Origin of the sequence: Mucilaginibacter litoreus (genome assembly GCF_042676805.1) — a bacterium.
GTDB lineage: Bacteria > Bacteroidota > Bacteroidia > Sphingobacteriales > Sphingobacteriaceae > Mucilaginibacter > Mucilaginibacter litoreus.
This window is the reverse complement of sequence record NZ_JBHTHZ010000001.1, coordinates 425,280-449,733: the sequence shown is the minus strand read 5'-3', so window position 1 is coordinate 449,733 and position 24,454 is coordinate 425,280. Positions and strand designations below refer to the sequence as shown.

Annotated in this window: 22 protein-coding genes; 17 read left to right on the top strand and 5 right to left on the bottom strand. The window is 41.4% G+C overall.

Going from position 1 to position 24,454, the window contains the following annotated elements:
- Nucleotides 1-32: 32 nt before the first annotated feature.
- On the bottom strand, nucleotides 33-902 hold the full coding sequence (locus ACFQZX_RS02120) for a carbon-nitrogen hydrolase (RefSeq protein WP_377111099.1): 870 nt from the start codon (nucleotides 900-902) through the stop codon (nucleotides 33-35).
- Between the two features lie 182 nt (nucleotides 903-1,084).
- On the opposite strand from ACFQZX_RS02120, the gene ACFQZX_RS02115 reads away from it, so the two are divergent.
- The 5 genes from ACFQZX_RS02115 to ACFQZX_RS02095 all read left to right on the top strand — a co-directional run bounded on the left by ACFQZX_RS02115 (nucleotide 1,085) and on the right by ACFQZX_RS02095 (nucleotide 5,275).
- Complete coding sequence (locus ACFQZX_RS02115; RefSeq protein WP_377111097.1) at nucleotides 1,085-2,044, top strand: lysylphosphatidylglycerol synthase transmembrane domain-containing protein; 960 nt, start codon at nucleotides 1,085-1,087, stop codon at nucleotides 2,042-2,044.
- A 130-nt stretch (nucleotides 2,045-2,174) separates the two neighbouring features.
- The gene (locus tag ACFQZX_RS02110) at nucleotides 2,175-3,950 is read left to right on the top strand and encodes an aromatic amino acid hydroxylase (protein WP_377111096.1); all 1,776 of its coding nucleotides are present in this window, start codon (nucleotides 2,175-2,177) and stop codon (nucleotides 3,948-3,950) included.
- A gap of 23 nt (nucleotides 3,951-3,973) precedes the next feature.
- A complete protein-coding gene (locus ACFQZX_RS02105) occupies nucleotides 3,974-4,222 on the top strand; it encodes a hypothetical protein (RefSeq protein ID WP_377111095.1) in 249 nt (82 codons plus the stop codon).
- A complete protein-coding gene (locus ACFQZX_RS02100) occupies nucleotides 4,212-4,574 on the top strand; it encodes a type II toxin-antitoxin system VapC family toxin (protein ID WP_377111094.1) in 363 nt (120 codons plus the stop codon). Before ACFQZX_RS02105 ends, ACFQZX_RS02100 begins: the two co-directional genes overlap by 11 nt.
- Nucleotides 4,571-5,275 (top strand): SDR family NAD(P)-dependent oxidoreductase, encoded by a 705-nt coding sequence (locus tag ACFQZX_RS02095; protein WP_377111093.1) that lies wholly within the window; start codon nucleotides 4,571-4,573, stop codon nucleotides 5,273-5,275. The genes ACFQZX_RS02100 and ACFQZX_RS02095 overlap by 4 nt, the downstream gene beginning before the upstream one ends.
- Here ACFQZX_RS02095 and ACFQZX_RS02090 read toward each other — a convergent pair.
- A complete protein-coding gene (locus ACFQZX_RS02090) occupies nucleotides 5,272-6,465 on the bottom strand; it encodes a cation:proton antiporter domain-containing protein (protein ID WP_377111092.1) in 1,194 nt (397 codons plus the stop codon). The genes ACFQZX_RS02095 and ACFQZX_RS02090 overlap by 4 nt on opposite strands.
- A 147-nt stretch (nucleotides 6,466-6,612) precedes the next feature.
- Between ACFQZX_RS02090 and namA the strand changes: the two genes are divergently transcribed.
- From namA to ACFQZX_RS02065, 5 genes are all read left to right on the top strand, one after another.
- On the top strand, nucleotides 6,613-7,680 hold the full coding sequence (namA, locus tag ACFQZX_RS02085; RefSeq protein ID WP_377111091.1) for an NADPH dehydrogenase NamA: 1,068 nt from the start codon (nucleotides 6,613-6,615) through the stop codon (nucleotides 7,678-7,680).
- A 93-nt stretch (nucleotides 7,681-7,773) separates the two neighbouring features.
- Nucleotides 7,774-8,193 (top strand): OsmC family protein, encoded by a 420-nt coding sequence (locus ACFQZX_RS02080; RefSeq protein WP_377111090.1) that lies wholly within the window; start codon nucleotides 7,774-7,776, stop codon nucleotides 8,191-8,193.
- A 75-nt stretch (nucleotides 8,194-8,268) separates the two neighbouring features.
- Complete coding sequence (locus ACFQZX_RS02075) at nucleotides 8,269-8,859, top strand: DUF4230 domain-containing protein (RefSeq protein WP_377111089.1); 591 nt, start codon at nucleotides 8,269-8,271, stop codon at nucleotides 8,857-8,859.
- A gap of 66 nt (nucleotides 8,860-8,925) precedes the next feature.
- Nucleotides 8,926-10,308 carry a M16 family metallopeptidase gene (locus ACFQZX_RS02070; protein ID WP_377111088.1) on the top strand — a complete coding sequence of 461 codons (1,383 nt, stop codon included), beginning with the start codon at nucleotides 8,926-8,928 and terminating at the stop codon, nucleotides 10,306-10,308.
- Between the two features lie 14 nt (nucleotides 10,309-10,322).
- On the top strand, nucleotides 10,323-11,657 hold the full coding sequence (locus tag ACFQZX_RS02065; protein WP_377111087.1) for a M16 family metallopeptidase: 1,335 nt from the start codon (nucleotides 10,323-10,325) through the stop codon (nucleotides 11,655-11,657).
- 135 nt (nucleotides 11,658-11,792) lie between these two features.
- Here the strand turns inward: ACFQZX_RS02065 and ACFQZX_RS02060 are convergent, their stop codons facing one another.
- From ACFQZX_RS02060 to ACFQZX_RS02050, 3 genes are all read right to left on the bottom strand, one after another.
- Nucleotides 11,793-12,914 carry an AI-2E family transporter gene (locus ACFQZX_RS02060; RefSeq protein WP_377111086.1) on the bottom strand — a complete coding sequence of 374 codons (1,122 nt, stop codon included), beginning with the start codon at nucleotides 12,912-12,914 and terminating at the stop codon, nucleotides 11,793-11,795.
- 59 nt (nucleotides 12,915-12,973) lie between these two features.
- Nucleotides 12,974-15,100 (bottom strand): tetratricopeptide repeat-containing sensor histidine kinase, encoded by a 2,127-nt coding sequence (locus ACFQZX_RS02055; RefSeq protein WP_377111085.1) that lies wholly within the window; start codon nucleotides 15,098-15,100, stop codon nucleotides 12,974-12,976.
- Nucleotides 15,101-15,264: 164 nt separating this feature from the next.
- On the bottom strand, nucleotides 15,265-16,743 hold the full coding sequence (locus tag ACFQZX_RS02050) for a glycine--tRNA ligase (RefSeq protein ID WP_377111084.1): 1,479 nt from the start codon (nucleotides 16,741-16,743) through the stop codon (nucleotides 15,265-15,267).
- Between the two features lie 155 nt (nucleotides 16,744-16,898).
- Here ACFQZX_RS02050 and ACFQZX_RS02045 point away from each other — a divergent pair, with 155 nt between their 5' ends.
- The 7 genes from ACFQZX_RS02045 (at nucleotide 16,899) to ACFQZX_RS02015 (ending at nucleotide 24,452) form a co-directional block, all read left to right on the top strand.
- Complete coding sequence (locus ACFQZX_RS02045) at nucleotides 16,899-17,606, top strand: ATP-binding cassette domain-containing protein (protein ID WP_377111083.1); 708 nt, start codon at nucleotides 16,899-16,901, stop codon at nucleotides 17,604-17,606.
- A 286-nt stretch (nucleotides 17,607-17,892) separates the two neighbouring features.
- Entirely contained in the window at nucleotides 17,893-18,438 is a 546-nt protein-coding gene (locus tag ACFQZX_RS02040; RefSeq protein ID WP_377111082.1) for an outer membrane beta-barrel protein, read from the top strand.
- 138 nt (nucleotides 18,439-18,576) lie between these two features.
- Nucleotides 18,577-20,985 (top strand): gliding motility-associated ABC transporter substrate-binding protein GldG, encoded by a 2,409-nt coding sequence (gldG, locus tag ACFQZX_RS02035; protein WP_377111081.1) that lies wholly within the window; start codon nucleotides 18,577-18,579, stop codon nucleotides 20,983-20,985.
- A gap of 35 nt (nucleotides 20,986-21,020) precedes the next feature.
- On the top strand, nucleotides 21,021-22,145 hold the full coding sequence (dnaN, locus tag ACFQZX_RS02030) for a DNA polymerase III subunit beta (protein ID WP_377111080.1): 1,125 nt from the start codon (nucleotides 21,021-21,023) through the stop codon (nucleotides 22,143-22,145).
- Between the two features lie 174 nt (nucleotides 22,146-22,319).
- Nucleotides 22,320-22,985 carry a DUF4397 domain-containing protein gene (locus tag ACFQZX_RS02025; RefSeq protein WP_377111079.1) on the top strand — a complete coding sequence of 222 codons (666 nt, stop codon included), beginning with the start codon at nucleotides 22,320-22,322 and terminating at the stop codon, nucleotides 22,983-22,985.
- An 8-nt stretch (nucleotides 22,986-22,993) separates the two neighbouring features.
- Nucleotides 22,994-23,740 (top strand): DUF4397 domain-containing protein, encoded by a 747-nt coding sequence (locus ACFQZX_RS02020; RefSeq protein ID WP_377111078.1) that lies wholly within the window; start codon nucleotides 22,994-22,996, stop codon nucleotides 23,738-23,740.
- A gap of 49 nt (nucleotides 23,741-23,789) precedes the next feature.
- Nucleotides 23,790-24,452, top strand: coding sequence for a DedA family protein (locus ACFQZX_RS02015; protein ID WP_377111077.1), 663 nt, complete (start codon nucleotides 23,790-23,792; stop codon nucleotides 24,450-24,452).
- Nucleotides 24,453-24,454 lie beyond the last annotated feature (2 nt).

Sequence of the window (24,454 nt, the reverse complement as noted above, 5' to 3'; positions counted from 1 at the left end):
CGCTCGCAATGACATGGGTAATGATATTATTATTAATCGTTATCTAAAAGGCGTTTCGTTATCGGCTGATAGCTGTCAATGCGTCTGTCGCGCAGGAACGGCCAGTGACTTCGGTAGTAGTCGCTTTTATCAGTATCCAGTTCCAACACCTCGATGGCTTCTTCGTGGTGAGGCGCCTGATACATTACCGTCCCAAAGGGATTAGACACAAACGAACCGCCCCAGAAACGTAAACCGGCTTCTTCGCCAGAGCGGTTAACGCTTACCACATGCACACCATTTGCAATAGCGTGTGAGCGCTGTATAGTTTGCCATGCGTTGTATTGCTCTGTGTTGGTGATATCATCCTGGGTAGATGCCCAGCCTATGGCGGTTGGGTAAAACAAAATTTCGGCACCCATTAACCCGGTAATACGGGCAGCTTCGGGATACCACTGGTCCCAGCAGATCAATACACCTATTGTAGCAAATTTGGTTTTGAAAACCTTATAGCCCAGATCGCCCGGGGTAAAGTAAAATTTTTCATAAAAGCCCGGGTCGTCAGGAATATGCATTTTGCGGTACTTACCCAGGTAAGCGCCATCTGCATCTAATACAGCAGTGGTATTATGGTAAACGCCCTGCGCGCGTTTCTCAAACAAAGAGGCGATGATTACAACACCCAGCTCGGCTGCAACGGCCGACAAAGCATCTGTAGACGGGCCGGGGATAGGCTCGGCCAGTTTAAAATTGTCGTAATTCTCAACATCGCAAAAATAAAGTGATGTAAAAAGCTCCTGCAAGCATATAATCTGGGCGCCTTTGGCAGCTGCCTCACGCACTTTGCCTATAGCTTTATCCAGATTTTCCTGCTTATTAGCAGTGCAGCTCATCTGCACTAAACCTACTTTTACCTTACCCATAGCGTTTATAAAATTTGGCGCAAAAGTACGCAATTATTGTGAGGATTACAGCGATTTAAATACCCTGATTTTATTGAATTGATCTTAAAATTACACTCATCTTATATAACAAATCTGCCCTAATACAGTTAAAAAGTAGCTGAACTATAACATCAATTAAAAATGCATAGCTTTGCAACCGCATGAAAGACATTGCAGAAACCGAAGTTGAAGAAACGGAGAAGGCGCTGAAGCCTAAAACCTGGAAAGACACTTTATGGAACGTAACCAAAGTAGTGCTTAAGTTTGCGGTCACCTCGGTGCTTTTGTACTTTGTGTTCCGCAAGGTTGATTTTAATGAGGTAAAGGAACGGCTTATCAATGCCAATTACTGGTGGATGTTTGCCGCTTTACTGTGCTTCTTTTTCTCCATAGTAATATCTTCCTGGCGGCTGTCCAGCTTTTTCAAATCCATTGATCTTAAGCTCGATCCGCGATTTAACTTCAGGCTATACCTGCTTGGCCTTTTCTATAACTTTCTGCTTCCGGGGGGTATTGGGGGCGATGGATACAAGATCTACCTGCTGAACAAAAACTATAAGCTGCCGGCCAAAAAGGTGTTTTGGGCAATTATGTTTGACAGGCTTAGCGGGCTTTGGGCTATTGGGCTCATTATAGTCGCGCTGATATTTCTGATACCGCAGATAGATATACATATTGGTATTCCGTTATCCATATTTATTGGCGGTTCAATCATTTATTACTTTGTTGCCTATAAATTTTTCAGGGAGTATACCCGTCATTTTTTTGCCGCGCATGCCAAGGCAGTTGCGGTGCAGGGTTTACAGGTGCTTGCCATTGTGTGCATTCTGTTAGGGCAAAACTTCACAGGTAAATTTTCACCCTACCTGCTGTCTTTCCTGGTATCAGCCCTGGCAACGGTTATACCTATAAGCATAGGCGGTGCCGGCGTGCGCGAAACCGTTTTTACTTATCTTACCAAATTTTTTCCGATGGAAAAAAGCCTGGCGGTTTTTTTACCAGGCACTTTTTATATCATCTCCATAATGGTTGCCTTGTTGGGCTTGTACTATGTAATACGCCCCAGCCGCTTAGAAGAAGGTTTAAATAAAGGCGATTTTAATTCTGAAAACAAGTTATAAACCGGAATTAGATATTGAAAAATTTTGTTTAACAAAATATTGATTAATAAAATGTTAAACATACCTTGTTATCAGGTATAATGAACCAATATAAATAATTTTACGTTTTGTTATAAACCAACAAACCGTAATGAGCCGATTCAATGATTTTAACAATCCGCAGGTTGCTGCGTTGCCATGCCATTTAAAACAATTTATTGTAGATCAACACTACGAGCATTACACGCCGGTAGATCAGGCTGTGTGGCGGTATGTGATGCGGCAAAATTACAGCTATTTAAAGGATGTAGCCTATTACCCTTACATCCCGGGATTACAGAAGGCCGGCCTCACCATAGAAAAAATACCCGACCTGCAGGAAATGAATGATGCTTTGGGTAAAATAGGTTGGGGAGCTGTAACCGTTGATGGTTTTATACCGCCTGCAGCGTTTATGGAGTACCAGGCATACCGCGTGCTGGTGATAGCGGCAGATATCCGCCAGCTTAATCATATAGAATATACCCCTGCGCCGGATATCATACATGAGTCGGCCGGGCATGCGCCTATAATTGCTGATAAGGATTATCATGAGTACCTAAGCTACTTTGGCTCAATAGGGTCAAAAGCGATGTTTAGTGCAGAAGATTTTGAGCTTTATGAGGCTATACGACAGCTATCTATTTTAAAGGAAATGCCTGATGCAGATGAGGCTGTTATCAAAAAAGCAGAAGATAGGGTTGATTGGCAGCAAGCTAACATGGGTGAGCCATCAGAAATGGCCTTGCTGAGCCGCCTGCACTGGTGGACGGTGGAGTACGGCCTGATAGGTACGCCGGAAGATCCCAAAATTTATGGCGCGGGTTTACTATCGTCTATTGGCGAAAGCGCCAGTTGTATGAAGCCTGATGTAAAAAAGTTACCTTATACGATTGATGCGGTCAACTACCCTTATGATATCACCAAGCCCCAGCCGCAGCTTTTTGTAACGCCAACTTTTCAAAGCCTTATTGATGTATTGGAGCAATTTGCAGATACCATGGCCTTTCGGCGCGGTGGAGTTTATGGGCTGCAAAAGGCTGTAGGCAGTAAAAATGTTTGTACAGCGGTTTATAGTTCCGGTTTGCAGGTTTCAGGCGTATTTACAGGGTTTGAGGGGCATGAAGGCAATGCGGTATTTGTAAAAACCACCGGACCGACCGCGCTGGCTTTTAACAATAAACAGCTTAGCGGGCATGGTAAAGATTATCATAAAGATGGGTTCAGTTCTCCGGTAGGAAGATTAAGAAGCGGTAAAAAAGCATTGGAAGATTATACCAGTGAAGATTTGCAAAATGCTGGCATAGAAGCAGGTAAGCTCGCGCTGCTTGAGTTTGCTTCGGGCATTACTGTATCAGGTGAAGTAAAAAGTATTGCATTAATGGATGATAGGATCCAGCTTATCAGCTTTATAAATTGTACGGTAACAGATAAGCAACAGCATACGCTTTTTGACCCATCCTGGGGCGTTTATGATATGGCAGTGGGTGAACGCATTGTTTCTGTATATTGCGGTGCTGCAGATAAGGACGCGTTTTTAGAAATATCCTTAAAATCAAACACAAATACGCACCATCCCGATTATGATCCTCGTACCAAGGAGTTGCACCAATTGTACCAACAGGTACGTAACCGCAGGCAAAATAAGGGCGACTTTGGTTTTTTAGGTAATGTATGGATGGTGCTCCAAAAACATCACCATGATGATTGGTTGTGTGCGCTGGAAATACTTGAAATATTAGAGCATGAAAACGCTGAACCGGAACTGGCAAAAGAAATAAGGCAGTTTTTGGAAAACAAAGCCGCAAAAGAGCTTCTGTATAAAAAGCTGATAGACGATGGTTTGTACCTTATAAAGCATCCGGTAGAAGAGAAATTGGTGGTTTGATATTTGTTTGCTAATTTAGAGCTATGACAACGCTGATTGTAAAAGTTGATGACGAACGTACAGAATCACTCAAAAGAATACTGAGTGAAATTCCGTATGTGCACGAGGTTGAGGAAGAAAATGAGTCTACTTTTTTTAAAGAGCCATCTACTCAATATGAGCGTATAACTGCTATTTTGGATAAAGCAAAAGGACAAAATTTGTTTAATGAGATTAAAGACCCATCCAAATGGCAACGCGAGATAAGAAAGGAATGGGATCGTGATTTTTGATACGAATGTCCTGATTTATCTTTCAAAATACATTTTATCACCAAAAAGAGTTTTTTTAGAACATGCATCAATTTCGGTTATCACTAAAATTGAAGCGTTAGGCTATGCATTTAAAAATCAAGCAGAGCAACAATTGCTTATTGATTTATGCAATGAACTTAGCATTTTATCATTGTCTGACGACATAGCTGCAACAACAATCGAAATAAGAAAGAATAACCGCATTAAACTTCCTGATGCAATCATTTATGCAACTGCATTGGTTCAAAATCAACCGCTTTTAACTAACAATATTGCCGACTTTAAAGCTCTTGGCGATAAAGTGAAATTGATTGATCCGTTTACTTTATGAACATTATAATAACAGGCGCCAGCAGCGGCGTAGGATTCGAGGCAGTTATCGAATTGACATCTTCCGGAAAACACAAGGTAATAGCTCTGGCACGCTCCCAAGCCAAACTCGAGAAGCTGCTTGAAATATCTAAGAGCCTTAACCCAGATTGTATCCTGTACGCCATAGCGTTTGATATTGTTCATGATGACTATACCGGCTTACAGCAATTCATCGATGCCAATTTGGACGGCAGGGTAGATGTACTGATCAATAATGCAGGCGTTTTAGTTAATAAGCCATTTATGAAGTTACAGGAAATGGACTTTGTAGAGATGCTGCAAAGTAACTACCTGGGCCATGTACGCATTATTCAGAACCTGTTGCAATTTATGATGAGCGGATCACACATTGTTAACATAGGTAGTATGGGCGGTTTCCAGGGAAGCGCTAAATTTCCTGGCTTATCGGCTTACTCAGCAAGTAAAGCGGCATTACATACGCTTACAGAATGCCTTGCGCAGGAGCTGAACGAACAAGGCATAAAAGTAAACTGCCTGGCGCTTGGCTCTGCACAAACAGAAATGCTGGAGGCTGCTTTTCCGGGTTATGAGTCGCCGGTTATGGCCTTTGAAATGGGTAAATACATTGCCGATTTTGCCTTAACTGGTCATAAGTTTTTTAATGGCAGGATACTTCCGGTAGCGCTGACTACGCCTTAAACATCCTTAAATTCCTGGTTTGCTTGTTTTTTAGTACTTAACAGCCCCAGGCTCATGATAACGCTGGTACCCAATATCACCAAAAACAACAAACCGGTTCCAACCTGGGGTATTTTAAGGTCTTCAGGTAAATTGTAAAAGAGCAATACACTTATCAATCCGCGCGGAATAATAACCAACTCTGGCATCAGGCTTCCTTTAAGTACCAGCTTAAGGTATGCAAATCTTACCAGGTAAATCAACATCAGCACAAAAGCGCCGTTTACCAGTGTGGCAATATCCTCCAACTGGTAAATGTTTATACTGAAACCAAATACTATAAAAAAGAACGTACGCATAATAAATGCGCTTTCTGCAGATAGTTGGAATAGTTGTTTAATGTCGTGCCCAAGCGTTGGGTAAATAAACACTTTACGAAACCACGTTATTTTTATCTGGCCGGCATTATTTAAAAATAAGCCTAAGGCTAATACAATTATTAATGAAGACAAGTGGTAAGATTGGCCAATACTGTAAACTAAGATCAGTATGGAGATGATAAGGAAAGATTTGATATGATGTGTTAACCTGCCTATTAAATATAATAGCAACAGGCAGGAGCCACACGCTACCAGCAATATCAATATCAATTCGGCGCCAAGCCTTGCAAATGACGACACATAGATATGTTTATTGCTTATCATGAAATTAAAAAGTACTACTGTGAGTATATCCGAAAAAGAGGACTCGTAAATAATAAATTCTTTTTTGTCTTTACTGATGTGTGATGCCGATGGAATGGCAATGGCGGAGCTTACAACGCAAAACGGAATAGCATTTATAAAGCAATGGTAAATGCTTTGCCCGCTTATATAAACAAAAGCTGCTGTTATAAGGCAGGATGTTAATAATAAAATACAAAGCGCCGAAACGAACGATTTTTTGATGACAGTATTTTTATCTTGGCTATACTTAAGCTCCAGTGCGCCTTCAAACACAATAAGTATTAAACCTAAAGTACCCAGGGCAGGTAATATTTTGCCGAGGTTAATAATTGGTAACTGAAAATAGTCAACACCTAATCGTATACCAATGCCAAGCAATAGCAATAAAATAACAGAAGGGATTTTTGTTTTGCCTGCTATCAGGTCAAACAGGTAACTAAATATTACCAGCCCACTCAAAACGATCAGGGTTGCGTATGTGCTCAAATTAATAGTTTTAAATAGCTTCAGGTGCAACACAAAATACTACTAATTGTTCATATTAAGGTAAACAAGCAGGAGCTAGTGGGTATTTTACAAAACCATGGTAGTAAATGCCGGTTACTTATACATATTTGCATCAAACAAATAATTATGGCACATTTATTTTCGCCTCTTAAAATAAAAAGCATCGAGTTAAAAAACCGGATTGTGGTATCGCCTATGTGCCAATACTCCAGTACGGATGGTTTTGCGAATAACTGGCACTTGGTACACTTAGGAAGTATGGCCATTGGAGGTGCTGCCTTACTGATAACAGAAGCAACGGCGGTATCTCCGGAAGGCCGCATATCATTTGCCGATCTGGGCATCTGGAAGGATGAGCATATTGAAAAACTTAAAGAAATAACCACTTTTATTGAGCAACAGGGCGCTATTCCCGGTATGCAATTGGCCCACGCGGGCCGTAAAGCCAGCCATGCAGAACCCTGGAATGGCGGTAAACAAATACCGCCGGATGATGCAAACGGATGGGATACTGTTGCGCCAAGCGCCGTGCCTTTTAGCGATGCAGAAATAGCACCCCACGAGCTTGATAAAGCCGGCATACATAAAATAATCGCCGATTTTAAAGTCGCTGCTGTAAGGGCTTTAGCGGCAGGTTTTAAAGTTATTGAACTGCATGGTGCGCATGGGTACCTTATCAATCAGTTTTTATCGCCTTTAAGCAATAAACGCACGGATGAATACGGCGGTTCATTTGATAACAGGGTAAGGTTTGCTTTAGAAATAGTTGACGCGGTAAATGAGGTGTGGCCGGATGATCTGCCGTTGTTCGTAAGGATATCTGCGTCTGAATGGATTGAAGGCGGATGGACAGTTGAAGATTCTATAGCTCTGGCCAAATTGCTTAAAGAAAAAGGTGTCGATCTGATAGATTGTTCCAGCGGTGGTAATGTTGCAGGTGTTCGTATACCGCTTAAACCGGGCTACCAGGTGGAGTTTGCTGAAGCCGTTAAGGAGAGCGGTGATATACTTACCGGCGCCGTTGGCCTGATAACAACTGCAAAACAAGCTAACGAAATAATTAAAACCGGCCAGGCAGATGTTGTGTTGCTTGCACGCGAAATGCTGCGCGATACCCATTTCCCGCTGCGTGCAGCACATGAGTTAGGCCATGATATCAATTGGCCTGTACAGTATGAGCGTGCAAAATGGTAATCATATAAAATTATGTGCACAATGATAACCTTCTATTATTTTAGAAATCATACACAACACTTAAATTAGCATAAACTCACAAACCATATAACTATGAAACGTACCGCAAATGCACATTGGAACGGCACTTTACAAGAAGGTAAAGGCGAAATTACAACCCAAAGTACTACTTTAAACAAAACGCAATACTCATTTAAGACCCGTTTTGCCGAAGGAGTTGGCACAAACCCCGAAGAACTTATCGCTGCTGCACATGCAGGATGTTTTACTATGGCGGTTGGCGCCGCACTTACACAGCAGGGCATAACCCCGGGCGATTTAACAACAGATGCCATACTTGACCTGGATATGCAGGCGCTTGAAATTAAAGGCATCCACCTGGAGCTTAAAGCAACCGTTATTGATGGTGTTGACGAAGCAAAATTTACAGAGGTAGCTGAGGGCGCAAAAGCAAATTGCATTGTATCTAAAGCTCTAAGCGTGCCAATTACGCTGAATGTAACATATGCTTAATTAATAAGCACTTAATGATAGACAGCGATGGCCAAACCATCGCTGTTTTAATTTGTAGGTACTTTAAACTTATGTATGTTTAATTCATTACGTTCGCGCTTTTCGCTGACCTTAGCTTTTGCCCTGGTTATTACCGGCTTTTTAATATTCCTGTTTTTTTACATCAAGCATGAGTTTAACACTACACACTCCGAGGTAAATGATGATATTATGGTTTCGCGCATTGTAAGTATGGGTAAACTTGAATTGGTTAAGTATGCGATGAAAGATGTGATAGAGAAAAAGGAACTGCACATGTTACTGCCCGACTCACGCGTGTTGTTTGTGGCGGTAGGCGAGGTGACTGCCTGCATCGACTTAACTAAAGTTAGAAAGGACGATATTTTGCAAAGCGGCGATAGCGTAACTGTTGCACTGCCGCAACCCGAGATATGCTACGTAAAGCTGGATCATCAGCAATCAAAAGTGTATGATGTTTCGGGCGTGTGGTTTGCCAACAAAAGCAAGCAAATGGTAGAGGATGTTTACAAAATTGCCGAGCAAAAAATGCTTGCTTCTGCCAAACAGTTAAATGTTGTTGGTAAGGCCAGGGAAAACGCCCAAACCATATTTAAACCTTTTTTAGAAAGTGTATCTGGTAAAAAAGTAGTAATAACATTTAAATAAGATTTCTTTTAACTAAAGTTTTAATTATATGTAATATATTTAAGGGTCTGTAATCTAATTAATACTATGACCCTTAAAATTACAAAACTATTAACCCTTACTGCCGCCGGCCTTATTGGCTCTTTGTGTGCAGTTGCCCAGCCAAGGCTTCCGGAAGGTTATTTCTGGAAGAAACTTCCCAATGGGCTGGAAGTTGTTGTTATTGAAAACAGCAAAGTACCATTAACTACTATTGAGATTGCTGTAAAGAACGGTGCATATACCGAAGGGCCTGAATTTAGCGGCCTTTCACACTTATTTGAGCACATGTTTTTTAAAGCTAACAAAGATTACCCTACCCAAGAGAAATTCTTAAAGCGTACACAGGAACTTGGCGCTATCTGGAACGGGACAACCAGCGTAGAGCGTGTTAACTATTACTTTACCATTGGCAAGGATAGCTTGGATGCCGGTTTAAAACTGATGAATGCTTCTGTCCGGTTTCCTATCTATCGCGAAGAGGATATGAAAAAGGAACGACCTGTAGTTGACGGCGAATTTCAGCGTAACGAAAGCAGCCCTGGCTTTCAGTTATATTATGCAATTAACGAAAAGCTTTGGGGCGACCTTATCACTCGTAAAATGCCTATTGGTATCCACGAGGTGATCAACTCGGCAACGCCAGAAAAAATGATGGTCATCAAAAACAAATATTACTTTCCTAATAACAGCTTGCTGATCATCTGTGGCGACGTAAAGCATGAAGATGGCTTTAAAAAAGCCGAAGCTATATTTGGCGACTGGCAAAGCAGCGGCTTTAATCCGCATGAAAAATACCCTATACCTGCATTTAAGCCGGTCGAAAAAAATGTCGCTGTAGTAAAGGAAATGTCAATCGCCCGTACTCCAATGATGATGTTCGACTGGCAAGGACCTGCCTACATGACCGATTCAGCATCTACCGTTGCTGCAGACGTTTTCTCAACTATATTGGACCTTAATTCATCTAAATTGCAACAGGCGCTCGTTGATAAAGGCCTGGCTTCATCAGTGGGCTTCAGCTATAATACCAGCCACTATATCGGCCCGGTATCATTATTTGTTATGCCTAACCCTACTAAACTGAAGGAGTGCTATGATGAGATCCAGAACCAGATGAGCCAGTGGGGTAAGCCGGATTATTATACCGATGAGCAACTGGCCGATGCAAAGGCTATCCTGCTGCGTAACCATAGCCGCGAAATGGAAAAGCCATCATCTATACCTTCGCAGTTAAGCTATCAGTGGTGCAGCACTTCGCTTGATTATTATACTGATCTGACCAACAATTATCAAAAGGTAACACGCGCCGATATTGCCAAATTCATTAATACTTATGTAGTAGGCAAGCCAATGGTTTCGGGCATAATTTTAACACCCGAGGCAAGTAAGGCAGCTAATGTAGCGTCGTTTTTTGTAGCTAAAAACTAAAACCTGAATCAAAAATGAAAAAATATATATACCTGCTGCTGCTTGCGGCGGCAACAACAGGCGCTAAACCTGCTTTTGCACAAAAGGAAGCCTACGAAATGATGGTTGATGGCGTAAAAGTGATTGTACAGCCAAGCGGTAACGATATTGTGGAGATACAAACTGTAATAAAGGGGGGCGTGCAAAACTACCCGGCCAATAAACAAGGGATTGAGGCAATGGCCATGACGGCCCTTACCGAGTGTGGTACCCTTAAGCACGATAAGAATAGTTTCAAAAATCAGCTGGATAAAATAAGCGCCGGAGTTTACGGCGGTGCTACAAAAAACTATTCGGTAATAAAGCTTAATTGTATAAAAAGCGACCTGGATGTAGCCTGGCCGCTGTATGTTGAAGCTATTACCATGCCTAAGTTTGATGCAAAGGAGTTTGATCGTATTAAGCAGGACAGGTTGACCGGCTTAAAATCACAAGACTCAAACCCGGACTATGCAATAGACAAATTTGCAGACAGCCTTGCCTTTGCCGGGCGCGATTACGCAAAGAACCCTGCCGGTACACCCCAAACTGTGAAAGCCCTTACTGCCGAAGAAACGAAGAAATATTACGAATCGGTATTAACCAAGTCGCGTTTGTTGGTTGTTGTAGTGGCCGATCTTGACCGTGCAGAAATTGAAACCAAAGTAAAGGGTTTGCTGGGCACAATAAAAAAAGGCGCTCCGTTTGAATTGAAAAAATCTTTTTTTAGAGCCTATAAAAATACTTTCTCTGCAGAAGGCCGCGAGCTGGCTACCAACTATGTTGAAGGTGTGACCAGCGGACCAGCCCCTGGCGCGCCTGATTTTGATGCATTTAACGTTGCTATGCGTATTTTTGCTGATAAGCATTTCCTGGATGTTCGTACAAACAATGGCTTATCATACGCGCCGCAGGCCTGGTTCAGCGTTGGCTCTACTTCGGTAGCCAAGTTTTCTGTTTCAACAACTGAACCTGATAAATATATAGCCGTATTTGATAAACTGGTTGATCGTTTAAAGAAAGATGGGTTTAGCGCTGCTGATGTTGCAGATATGAAAGTTACTTACCTTACCGGGTTTTATTATAAAAATGAAACCAATACCGCTCAGGCGGCATCCATCGTGTCTAACGAAGTTTTGCATAACAACTGGAGGCGCTCTTTAACCCTGGCAGAGGATGTGAAAAAACTTACCCCTAACCAGGTTAGCGATGCTTTCCGCAAGTATATTGGCAACATTGTTTGGGTGTACCAGGGAGATAAGAAAAAAGTTAACCCGATACTATATACCAACGGTACATTGCATAATGCAGATAACCCGGTAACGCATTGATAAGTCAATAGATAGTAGTCGATAGTCCATAGTATTTTTGTTTGTATATCAAACAATTAAGCAAAGGTCCGGAACATTAAGTTCCGGGCCTTTTATTCAATTATCGATTATGATCTATGAACTATCGACTATGAACTAAATACTATCCTCCCTCTTGGGCAATACTGCCCGACGCTTGCGGCGGTTACGCCAGATATCTACCATCTGCTGCGTAGGGATGTTATCACCAAGTAATTTACCCCATGGTTTAAGCGGCTCTATACGGTCGAACACTATTTTGATGACCGCTACAAAAGGGATAGATAAAAACATCCCGGATATTCCCCAAAGCTGATTGCCTAATAATACAACGATAATAGACATTAATGCATTGATCTGAACCTTGGATGATACGATGCGTGGAACCAGAATATTATTATCTATAAACTGTATGACGATGTAGGCAGCTATTACACCCAATTGTGTGGAGTATCCGTCTTTAGTTACTGTGGCCATTAGCACCGGTAAGGCAATCGCTATAATTCCGCCCAGGTATGGTATCAGGTTAAGTATGGCACCAATGCAACCAATAAGTATCCCATATTTAACGCCTAAAAGCACAAGCGCTGTTGAATTCATAGCAGCTACTATGATCATCTCTATCAGCAGTCCTACGATATAGCTTTGTATAGCGGTTTTTGTTTCGCTGAGTACTTCACTTACCTTTTTAGAATTTTCCTCTGCAAACACCTCGTAAAGGAAATTAAGGATCAATGTTTTATAAAATAGCATCAGAAAAATGTAAACCGGTAACAGGAATACAACAGATAATACCCCTAACACGCCGTTAAGTGTCCTGCCAACCACAGCCTGGCTGTTATTCAAAGCGTCTTTAATCATCTGCTCCTGTTTGGTTACCGCTACACCAAAGGTGGTTTGTATCCAATTTTTAAGTTCGGCAGTTATACTTTCAAATTTCTTTTGCAGCATCGGCATAGCATCACCAAACTGTACTATTTGCGTAGACAGGAAGTAAAAAACCAGTGTGACTGCTATAATCATTATCAGCATTGCGATAATAATGGAGAGGAACTTTGGAACGCCTTTACGCTGCAGGCGGTTGCAAAGCGGGTTAAGCAGGATAGCCAAAAAAGCGGCAAATGCCAGCGGCACCAGAATATCCGCCAGTATATTGAGTACATATACAAGCAATATCAAGCCAAATAAAATGGCAGTAGCCTGTATATAAAAAGGTTGGTCTTTAATTTTAATTGACATGCAGATAGCTTACTATATGCACAAGGAGTGTTGACCCAAATTGTTTGTTTAATAAATATTTAGGTGTGTATACCTGCTTCAAGGCTAAATCCAAATTCTGTATATTGGCCTGGCTGGCTCTTAGCCCATATTTTACCATTATATTTTTCTATAAGGTCTTTGCAAAAAATCAGTCCCATACCGGTACCGCTTTCATTCATCGTGCCACTTCGGCTGGTTACTTTTCCTATAAAAAGACTGTTTAATTGATCAGGGCTCATTCCAATGCCATGATCTGTGATACTAAAATTTATTCTGCCATTAACTTTTACTGCGGTGATATCAACACTATTGTCGGGATGTGAAAACTTTATAGCATTTGTCAAAAAATTATGTATAACTATACGTATTGATTTCGGATCTCCCAATACAATATATTCAGGATCTACCTTATTTGTCGCTGTTATACGTTTTCGCTTAAACTGTTCATTAAGTATATAAAGCTCCTCGTTTACTACATCATGCAAACAAAAGCTTTTCGTAGTCTCTTCAATATTATCTACCTGGCTGTTAATCCAAAAAAGAAGGGTATCTAAAAAATCGGATGTGTGCTCAAGTTTACTAAATACAACCGGCACCATTTTTATGAATTCGGCGTGAGATATATCATCATCCATTATTAAAGTAAACGCTCCTCTCAAGGTGCTAAGCGGGGCTCTCAGGTCATGCGCAAGTATGCTTATAAGCCTGTCTTTTAAATGGTTAAGTTCGTTAAGTTTCTCTGTCTGTAGTTCAATTTTTTTATTTCTGTCTTTTAAGAGCGAATTAGCCTTAAGTTGCTTTCGTTTGGCGTTATAATAAAATAACAGCATAAGGCTTATCACTACAATTATAGCAGTATAAATAATACTTGCACGCCGCTGTTGTTGAAGCTTTTTAAATAACTGCGCCTCTTTTTTACTGGCTGCTTGTTGTGCATTTTCAAATTGTAATGCCGTGTTATACGAGGTCAGCTTTTGCAGGCTTTCACTGTGGTTAAGGCTGTCTTTAAGGTTAACAAAGCGTAAATGTGCAGTAAATGCCCTTTGATAATCTTTAAGACCGGCATATGCTTTACTTAATTGTTCAGTGGCATCGGCCTTAAGATTGATGCTTTGTAGGTTACCTGCAGTTTTTAATGCAAGTGTAGCATATTTTAAAGCCTTGAAATATTTCTTTTCAGTGTTGTAAACCAACGCGAGGCCGGTTTGGGCACAAGCCTTATTATATTGAATTTGATTTTGAGTAGCAGATACCAAAGATTTATTCAAATAATAAATAGCCGAATCAATTTGCCCTGTTTGATTATAGTATAAACCAAAATTATAATATATCAGGCTGATCCCCTCCTCATCGCCTAACTGATGATACATAACAGAAGCTTGTTTAAAGTTATCAAAAGCCTGCTTAAGTTTCTTTTGTGCTAAATAAACTTCTCCAATATTCTGATAAATAGTACTGATGCCTTGCTTATCATCAAGCTTCAACCAAAGTTTATTCGCCTTGTTAAAATATTCAATTGCTTTTGAGTAAAGCTCAAGGTGCTGCATAACTACACCAATATTGCAGTAGTTGTCTGCCGCTGCTAATTGGTCATTCAGTTTTATATCAATAAGTAATGATTTAAAATAATGATCAAGCGCATTGTTAAAGTCGCCCATATTATCATAAGTGATACCTATAATAGCGTGGCAATTAGCAATTTCAATCTGATTGTTAAGCCTTTTACGGATATTTAACGCTTTTTGGAAATAAGAGATGGCTTTGGCGTAATTTCCGACAAAATCCTGTACACGGCCAAGTCCCATAAGGGCGTTGCTTATGCCTAAATCTTTTTTGGTTACCTGGTATAAGTTTAGGGCGGCTGTATAATTAAGATTAGCCTCAAGGTACTCACCCTTAAATGAGTGTACATCACCCAGCTGGATATCTGCATCTGCAATACCCGTTTTATAACCCAGTGCTTGTGACGACTTTTTAGCAAGACTGGCAAAATATACAGTACTATCTGGCGCTGACTCGTAGTAACTTTCAGCAAGTTTATTTAAATGGTTTATTGTAGCAGTGTCAGTTGTTTTTAAATTGCCTTTTGATGTAAATATAAGCCGCTTTAAGCTATCCGTTTCCTTAACCAATGGAATAGCCTGCAAGGGAGTTATAAGAAACAAACAAAATACTAATAGTAAAAAAGGCTTCAATTAGGATAAGTATATACAGCCTATAAAGTTATTGATATTAAGATTAACCGGATGAAATTTGAGTAATAATAATTTAATAAAACTGCTACGCCCCCCAAATGGCAGGTGCAGCAGTTTTATAGTTGTTATATTGCTTATAACACATTTTTCCAGCTAACCAGGTTGCCGATAATGCGGTCAAGATCATCAGCGTTTACGCGCTCCTGGGCCATCGTATCTCGGTGGCGTATGGTTACAGTATTATCTTCCAACGTTTGATGGTCAACAGTGATACAGAAAGGAGTACCAATGGCATCCTGACGGCGGTAGCGTTTGCCAATAGCGTCCTTCTCCTCGTACTGCAGGTTGAAATCAAGCTTAAGTTTATCCATTATTTCGCGTGCTTTCTCTGGCAGGCCATCTTTTTTGGTAAGCGGGAAGATGGCGGCTTTAACCGGCGCCAATACAGGGTGCAGGCGCAATACGGTACGGCTATCCTGTTTTTCGTCAGTGCTCAGGTCTTCTTCCTCATAGGCATTGATCAGCGTAAGCAGGAACATCCTGTCTAAACCGATAGAGGTTTCAATAACGTAAGGGATATAGTTTCCAAAAGGCTTGCCTGTTTCCGGGTCAACTTCCGGGTCAAAATACTGCATCTTCTTGCGGGAAAACTTCTCATGCTGGCTCAGGTCAAAATCGGTACGGCTGTGTATACCTTCCACCTCTTTAAATCCAAACGGAAATTCATACTCAATATCATAAGCAGCATCTGCATAGTGGGCCAGCTTGGTATGCTCGTGGTAACGATATTTTTCAGGTGCGGTCCCTAAGGCCAGGTGCCATTTAAGGCGTGTTTCTTTCCATTTATCAAACCATTCTTTTTGCGTGCCGGGGCGTACAAAAAACTGCATTTCCATTTGCTCAAACTCGCGCATGCGGATGATGAACTGACGTGCAATGACTTCGTTACGGAATGCTTTACCAATTTGAGCTATACCAAAAGGGATTTTCATCCTGCCGGATTTTTGCACGTTAAGGTAGTTTACAAATATACCCTGTGCGGTTTCGGGGCGCAGGTAAACCACATCGGCATCATCAGCAACGGCGCCTATTTGCGTGCTGAACATCAGGTTAAACTGGCGAACTTCTGTCCAGTTCGCGGTACCGCTGACAGGGCATTTGATATCATGTTCAATGATGAGCTCCCGTAAACGCGGAAGGTCTTCGGCTTTAAGGGCGTTATCCATCTCTATCTGCAATTCTTCAGCCTCGCTGGTTTTGCCTTCCTCATCGTATTTGGCTATGCGGTCTTCCAGTAGCTGATCTGCACGATAGCGTTTTTTACTGTCTTTATTGTCTATCATCGGGTCGCTGAAGCCGTCTACGTGGCCGCTGGCTTTCCAGATGGTTGGGTGCATAAATATAGCAGAATCAATACCAACAATATTTTCGTTCATCTGCACCATGGCTTTCCACCAGTAGGTTTTGATGTTGTTTTTTAGTTCCGAGCCGTTTTGCCCGTAATCATAAACAGCACTAAGCCCGTCGTAGATCTCGCTTGACGGGAAAACAAAGCCATATTCTTTGGCGTGTGATATTACATTTTTAAATTGTTCGTCGGTGGATTTGCTCATAGTAACAGCAAAGATAGTTTTTAGAGGTGAAAGTCGAAAGTCGGTAGACCGTAAGTCCGGAAGATAAGCTTAAACCGAAAAATTTTTGAAGCCTTTGTTTCTAACTTTCGAACTTCTGACTTCCAGACATCCTACTTAATCAATAACTTTACCGCATGAGCATACAGGTAGAGGGTTTAACCAAGCTATACGGGCACCAAAACGCAGTAAACGGTATCAGTTTTAATACCGGGCAAGGTGTGCTTGGCTTTTTGGGCCCAAATGGTGCAGGCAAAAGCACTACCATGAAAATGCTTACCGGCTTTTTACCACCTACTACAGGCTCCGCTACGGTTTGCGGGTTTGATATTATTAAGCAGCCGCTGGATGTTAAGCGCAGCATTGGTTATTTGCCGGAGAGTAACCCGCTGTATACGGATATGTATGTAAAAGAGGCGCTGGCATTTATAGCGGGCCTACATGGTATACATGAGCCTGTAAAACGAATTGCAGAGGTAATAGAACAAACCGGTTTAGGGCCCGAGCAACATAAAAAGATCGGGCAGCTATCCAAAGGATACCGGCAGCGAGTGGGCTTAGCGCAGGCCATTCTGCATAACCCCGAGGTGCTGATACTTGATGAACCTACATCCGGCCTGGATCCTAATCAGCTTATTGGTATCAGGCAATTGATAACAAACCTTGGCAAATCAAAAACAGTGATATTATCTACGCATATTATGCAAGAGGTTGAAGCGGTTTGCAATCATGTAATAATAATTAACAAGGGCAATATAGTAGCTAACGATTCATTAAATAATCTGCGCTCTGGCAACAATAACCAGTCGCTTGAGCAGATATTTATTGGATTAACCAATAACTAAAAGCATTACTTTATGTTAAGCCCTGTTTGTTTTACAAATAACCGGCTCGCTTACAACAGGTTGTAAATAATTCAAATATCGTGTGTAACGTAAGTATTTATTAACCCGTCTATAAACCCGGATAACAGCGTTGTGTGTACCCGGCGCAATTATCTTAATATTATAATATTTGATATCTGTTAACTCGTTGCCTTACAAGGTATGTGCTCAAATGTTAATATTTTGATATTGATTTATAATATTTTAAATATATATTTGCGGTACTTAACCTTAAACAATTATCACAATGAAAAAAATCGCACTTGTAATGGTGGTGCTCTGTAGTGCAGCGCTTACCACTTTCGCACAAACATCCGACGCAGTCGGCAGATTCAGTATCGGTTTAGAGGCCGGTCTTCCAACAACTTCAGGTTATTCTTTTATCATCGGCGGTTCGCTTAAGTATGAGCATCCAATTCAGGAAGGTTTGTTCCTTACCGGCTCAATTGGTTACTCAAGGGTGAAGATGAAAAGCGTTGATACAGGGCTTAGTGACGAGGATATGGAAGATCTGGAAGACCTTGGCATAGATACTGATGGTCTTGGCGGCGGCTCATTCGGTATTATTCCAATCAAAGTAGGCGCTAAATATTACTTTGCCGAAAAGATTTTTGGTGAGGCACAATTAGGTGCCGGGATCAATACTCAAAGCGGCGGCGGTACGTCATTTATTTACTCTCCGGGTGTAGGTTATAACTTCAGCAACAATTTTGAGGGGGGCTTACGTTACGAAGGATGGTCAAATAATGGCACGCTTGGTCAGCTTGGTGTTCGTTTGGCTTACAAATTCTAATAATAGTTAAGCATTAATTAAGGGGAAAGCCCGCTGAGCAATCAGCGGGTTTTTTGCTTTTCTTTAAATTTGCAAATAACGCACCGCGTTATTTCGGCAAATTGTAATTTTACATTCTTTGACAGCAAAGCCTATAAAGTGATCAGTATTCTAAAAAAAGAAATAGTAACTTATCTCAGTTCGCTGGTAGCGTATATAACCATTGGTGTTTTTTTGTTGGTACTTGGGCTGTTTTTGTGGGTGTTTCCGGATACCAGTATATTAGCTTATGGCTATGCCGGTTTGGAAAGCCTTTTTAGCACCGCTCCGTATCTGTTTATGTTCCTGGTGCCTGCGGTAACCATGCGCTCACTTGCCGAAGAGCGTAAAGATGGTACTTTTGAATTGCTGCTCACCCGCCCCTTAACCAATTTGCAAATTGTTTCAGGTAAATACCTTGCCAGTGTTTTAATAGTACTCTTTGCATTAATCCCTACGTTGGTATATTATTTCAGCATATCAACTTTAGGCACCCCGCAGGGTAATATAGATACCGGCGCTGTAATCGGCTCTTACATAGGCTTATTTTTACTGGGGTCGGTTTTTGCTGCTATTGGTTTGTTTGCTTCATCGGTAAGTAAAACGCAGGTTATTGCATTCACTATAGCTGTTTTTTTGTGTTTCTTTTTTTACACTGGCTTCAATTCGTTAAGCTCAATTCTTTCACTGCAGGCGTTAGGTCTGCAAAACCTGGGGATCACCGAGCATTATGAGTCTATCAGCAGAGGAGTGCTTGATACGCGCGATCTGTTTTACTTTTTAGTTGCAGATGCATTGTTTATCTGGCTCACCCTATATGTTTTGCATAAACAGCAGGGGCGTAAGCTTGCTGGCACTACATTTTTGAGCTCGTTAGGTATTATTTTTTCGTTGCTGGCTGTTACCGTGCTCTCCGGCAAAATTTTTACCCGGTTTGATTTTACAAAAGAGAAGCGTTTCACCATCTCCCCGGTGAGCCGAAGCATTATGCAGGGTTTGCAAAAGCCGGTAACAGTTACCGTGTACCTTGAGGGGGATAACTTTCCTGGAGGGATGAAACGCTTGCAAACCTCTGTAAAAGATTTGCTGGCAGATTTGCAGGCTTATAACGATGAACTGCAATTTAAATTTACCGACCCATTAAAGGGCCTTTCGCAGGAACAGCAAAAGCAACAATATGCAGACCTGGAAGCTAAAGGCATAGAAGCGCAAAATCTCAGTGTAAAAACCGACGACGGCGTATCTCAAAAAATCATTTTTCCCTTTGCGCTGGTTACCTATCAGGGTAAGGATATAGCCGTAAAATTGTTGCAAACCCAAAGCAATATTAACCTTTCGCCCGATGAGGTACTGAACAATTCTATACAAAACCTGGAGTATGCATTTACATCGGCCATAAAAAAAGCAAGCAGTGGGGGTAAGCAGCGCATAGGTTTTACAGAAGGCCATAACGAACTTAACGATCTGCAGCTTAGTGATGCCATGCGCAGTCTTAGCGACGGCTACTTGGTTGGGCGGGTTAACCTGGCTACTATCCCTTTTGACAGCCTTACCAAAATAAGCTTGCTGATAGTACCCAAACCCGATAAGGCCTTTACTGAATTGGAGAAATTCAAGCTCGATCAATACATTATGCGGGGCGGACGAATGCTTTGGGCGATTGACCAGGTAAGCGCCGAGCTTGACAGTCTGCGAGGTAAAGGGGGGCAGCAACTCGCCTTTAATAAACAACTAAATTTGGACGATCAGCTTTTCAGGTACGGTGTACGCATTAATTACGATTTGATCGCTGATATGAATTGCTCCCAAATACCTGTAACCACAGGTGATGCAGGCGGGCAGGCGCAGATACAAATGCTGCCATGGTTGTTTTACCCTGTTTATCTGCCTTTTTCAAAACATCCGGTGGTTAAAAACCTCGATGGCATCAGCAGCCAGTTTGCCAGTAGTATTGATATGCTGAATGTGAAAAATGTAAGGGAAACCGTATTGCTTACTACATCGCCATACAACAAAAAAATAAGCACCCCTTATATGCTCTCGCTGCAGGCCCTGGAGCAGGAGCCCGATCCGCGCGAATTTCAAAGCGCACCTAAAATAACCGGTGTATTGCTGGAGGGTAATTTTACGTCTGACTTTCAAAACCGCCCGGTACCAGAAGGCTTTGATCAGAAAATTAACGTATTGGCGCAAGGAAAACCAACAAAAATGATAGTGCTGAGCGATGGAGATATTTTGCGTAACCAGGTAGGGGCCGATGGGTCGCCGTTCCCGTTAGGGTATGACCGTTATACCCGCCAAAGTTACGGCAATAAAAACCTGCTGCTTAACATGGCCGATTATCTTACAGACGACTCCGGTCTTATATCGCTACGGTCTAAAGAGATACAGATGCGCCTGCTCAACCGTGCGCGCATACGGCAGGAAAAGTTGTTCTGGCAGCTTGTAAATACTATTGTACCTATTGGCATAGTGTTAATATTCGCTATTTTTCAACATTATATCCGTAAGCGAAAGTATGCTCATTAAATTTTATACTTTTGGTAGATAAACGTTAATATATCATGAGATTTATTGTTTCCACATCAACACTGTTAAAGCAGTTACAATCGGTAAGTGGTGCCTTAAGCAACAGCACGGTATTGCCGATACTGGAAAACTTTTTGTTTGAGATTAAAGACGGCAACTTAACCATTTCTGCTACCGACCTGCAAACCAGCATGACTACGTCGCTTGCAGTAGAGGCTAAAGAGAATGGCCGTATTGCAATACCATCGCGCATTTTATTAGATACACTTAAATCGCTGCCAGAGCAACCGGTTGCCTTTTCTGTAGACGACAATACCTTTGCTATTGAAATAAGCGCCGGCGACGGTAAATACAAACTAAGCGGCGAGAACGGCGAGGATTTCCCTAAGATCCCGGTGGTTGAAAATGCGTCATCAGTAAATGTACCGGCGTCTGTTTTAGCCGAGGCTATCAATAAAACCATATTTGCGGTAAGTAATGATGAACTTCGCCCTGCCATGACAGGTGTTTTTTGCCAGTTAACTACGCAGTCGTTAACGTTTGTAGCTACTGATGCGCATAAACTGGTACGTTACCGCCGTAAGGATGCAAGGGCAGAAGGTACTACTTCTTTTATCTTGCCTAAAAAAGCGCTTACACTTTTAAAATCGGCATTACCTTCTGATGATGTAAACGTTTCTGTAGAATATAACAGCACCAGCGCTTTCTTTAAATTTGGAAACATCAACCTGGTTTGCCGTTTAATTGACGAACGTTACCCGGATTACGAAGCTGTAATTCCGAAAGAAAACCCTAATAAATTAGCTATTGACCGCCAGGCGTTTTTGGGTTCGTTAAACCGTGTGGCTATTTATGCCAACAAAACCACCCACCAGGTAAGGTTAAAAATAAGCGGAAGCGAACTGAACATCTCCTCAGAAGATATTGATTTCTCTAATGAAGCTCATGAGCGTTTAAGTTGCCAGTATGAGGGCGACGATCTGGAGATTGGTTTTAACGCACGCTTTTTAATAGAGATGCTTAAAAACCTTAATTGCGAGGAAGTATCACTTGAAATGTCGACCCCTAACCGTGCCGGTTTGTTATTACCACAAGGCGGCGACGAAAATGAAGATATACTGATGCTGGTTATGCCGGTTATGCTTAACAGCTACGCGTAATAGTGAGCGGTGAGTTGTTAGGTGGTGAATAGTGCCTTATGTAACTACTCACCAATCAGCCACTCACTATTTAACCTTTACATAAAAAAGTCCGGCGCATAAAAGCCGGACTTTTTTATGCGCCATATAATATTTGTATCCATATTTGAGTTGTATAGCATCTGCTTACTGATAATGAAGTTTAAAACGTTCGGATTTATTTGCCTGGCTATTATAGCTATATCTTCCTGTAAAAAGGGAGTTGATGGTGTTACTGAGACGCAAACTACAAGTGTTAATTATATTAACACAACCGGCGATACCTTAAACGTATACGCTAACGGAAGCCGCATAAACATTACCAACAGCATTTATCCGCTGGGTTCATCGGGTTACTTAAATACACCGATTGGTGAACAAAATTATCAGGTGAAAAAATACGGTAACCCAAATGTATTGTTCAGTTTGCAGATGCCTTTAAAAGAAGATAATGTATACTCTTTTTATCTTACCGGTAATTCGCCTGACAATGTATTTACTGATGTGGATACCTTGAAAGGAGTGGATACGCTCACGCTTATACGGTTTGTGCATACTTCGCCAAATGCTGGTAACGTAGATGTTTGGGTAGGAGATACCGTTAAATTTAACGGCATGGCTTACAAGTCTACGTCACAATTTATGCATATACGGCCCGGTATTAAACGGATTAGGATTTACAAAGCCGGATGCACCACACAATTGCTTAGTGATGAAACACGTACCCTAATAATTAACAGGGCTTATACTTTATTCACTAAAAGCGGTTTAAGCGCTGATGGCGGGACAACGTCGGGCACGGGGCTGGTTATTAATAAATAATTTTAAACATGGTTAATAAATATCATAACGGCGTATTGTTTTACCTCTTGTTGCTGGTTATGGGAGTGATGATCATCCCGGTGCTGGCATCATGCAGCAAGGATAGTATCAGCTCAAGTGGATTAAATGCAAGGCTGCAGATAGTAAACCTTAGCCCTGATATACAGCCTGTTAATTTATTGGCTAAATATGTAAGGGTAAGCACAAATACATATACTTATCCAAACGCTTCAGGATATTTTTTACTTAATACTGTTAATGTGCCCTTTCAGATAAGAAATGTGCAATCTGCAACAGATCTTAATCCTACCAACCTGGTAACTATAGAAGATACGATTAGGCCACGTGTGCCTTACACTTTATTTATAACCGGTTTAAAAGCAGACAGCAGCCTTACATCGGTATTAACAGTTGATACAGGGGCTATACCCGCGATAGGTCGTGGAAAGGTAAGATTGGTGAATGGTATGCCCGGCAGCTCTGGCCTCAGGATTACATTTAATGATACTGTGGCATTTAAAAATGTGGCATACAAATCTGTTACAGATTATATAGAAGTAACTGCAGGTAGTTATAATATAAATATTACCGCTGCCAACGCCCCTACTACTGTGCTTACGAGTATCCCCAATTATAACATACTTGACGGAAAGCTGTATACCATATATGCCTATGGCCTTTCTAACAGGGCTGATAGTGCCCGTTATGGCTCGGGCATAATACTCAACACGCTGCCCCCAAATACAACATATTAACTGTTGCCTGTCGTAATTATCTTGTTACCTTTGCAAAAACTCATTAATTTTGGAAGTAGTACATAGCCTTATCGACTTTATTCTGCACATTGATAAACACCTGTCGCAGATAATCAGCCAATATCAAAGCTGGACTTACCTCATACTTTTTATTATTATTTTTGCCGAAACAGGCTTTGTGGTAACGCCGTTTTTACCGGGCGATTCACTGTTATTTGCAGCCGGCGCTTTAATAGCCGGAGGTGCTACAGGAATGGATGTTAATTTGCTCTTCATTATATTACTGGTTTCAGCCGTTTTGGGTAATACTGTGAATTATTTGTTGGGTAAATTCCTTGGCGATAAGGTGTTTAAAGAAGAAAACAAAATACTTAAACTAAGCTACTATTTAAAAACCAAAGCTTTTTTTGATAAGCATGGTGGCAAGGCGGTTATCTTTAGCCGTTTTGTACCAATTATACGTACTATAGCTCCTTTTGTAGCCGGGGTAGGGCACATGCCTTTAGGCCGTTATACCTTGTATAACGTTTTAGGAGGGCTATCATGGATAATTATCTTTTTATACGGCGGCTATCTTTTTGGTAATGTACCTATCATACAAAAGAACTTTTCGCTGGTGGCTATCGTGATCATACTTGTATCACTGTTGCCGCCTATATTTGCCTATGTTAAAAGCCGGATGACTAAAAAGGAAGATGTGAATGTTGAGTAAAC

Bases quoted from the DNA above. Each gene is read 5' to 3' on its own strand.
- ACFQZX_RS02120 (WP_377111099.1), bottom strand. From the start codon at position 902: ATGGGTAAGGTAAAAGTAGGTTTAGTGCAGATGAGCTGCACTGCTAAT.
- ACFQZX_RS02115 (WP_377111097.1), top strand. From the start codon at position 1,085: ATGAAAGACATTGCAGAAACCGAAGTTGAAGAAACGGAGAAGGCGCTG.
- ACFQZX_RS02110 (WP_377111096.1), top strand. From the start codon at position 2,175: ATGAGCCGATTCAATGATTTTAACAATCCGCAGGTTGCTGCGTTGCCA.
- ACFQZX_RS02105 (WP_377111095.1), top strand. From the start codon at position 3,974: ATGACAACGCTGATTGTAAAAGTTGATGACGAACGTACAGAATCACTC.
- ACFQZX_RS02095 (WP_377111093.1), top strand. From the start codon at position 4,571: ATGAACATTATAATAACAGGCGCCAGCAGCGGCGTAGGATTCGAGGCA.
- namA (WP_377111091.1), top strand. From the start codon at position 6,613: ATGGCACATTTATTTTCGCCTCTTAAAATAAAAAGCATCGAGTTAAAA.
- ACFQZX_RS02080 (WP_377111090.1), top strand. From the start codon at position 7,774: ATGAAACGTACCGCAAATGCACATTGGAACGGCACTTTACAAGAAGGT.
- ACFQZX_RS02075 (WP_377111089.1), top strand. From the start codon at position 8,269: ATGTTTAATTCATTACGTTCGCGCTTTTCGCTGACCTTAGCTTTTGCC.
- ACFQZX_RS02070 (WP_377111088.1), top strand. From the start codon at position 8,926: ATGACCCTTAAAATTACAAAACTATTAACCCTTACTGCCGCCGGCCTT.
- ACFQZX_RS02065 (WP_377111087.1), top strand. From the start codon at position 10,323: ATGAAAAAATATATATACCTGCTGCTGCTTGCGGCGGCAACAACAGGC.
- ACFQZX_RS02060 (WP_377111086.1), bottom strand. From the start codon at position 12,914: ATGTCAATTAAAATTAAAGACCAACCTTTTTATATACAGGCTACTGCC.
- ACFQZX_RS02050 (WP_377111084.1), bottom strand. From the start codon at position 16,743: ATGAGCAAATCCACCGACGAACAATTTAAAAATGTAATATCACACGCC.
- ACFQZX_RS02045 (WP_377111083.1), top strand. From the start codon at position 16,899: ATGAGCATACAGGTAGAGGGTTTAACCAAGCTATACGGGCACCAAAAC.
- ACFQZX_RS02040 (WP_377111082.1), top strand. From the start codon at position 17,893: ATGAAAAAAATCGCACTTGTAATGGTGGTGCTCTGTAGTGCAGCGCTT.
- dnaN (WP_377111080.1), top strand. From the start codon at position 21,021: ATGAGATTTATTGTTTCCACATCAACACTGTTAAAGCAGTTACAATCG.
- ACFQZX_RS02025 (WP_377111079.1), top strand. From the start codon at position 22,320: ATGAAGTTTAAAACGTTCGGATTTATTTGCCTGGCTATTATAGCTATA.
- ACFQZX_RS02020 (WP_377111078.1), top strand. From the start codon at position 22,994: ATGGTTAATAAATATCATAACGGCGTATTGTTTTACCTCTTGTTGCTG.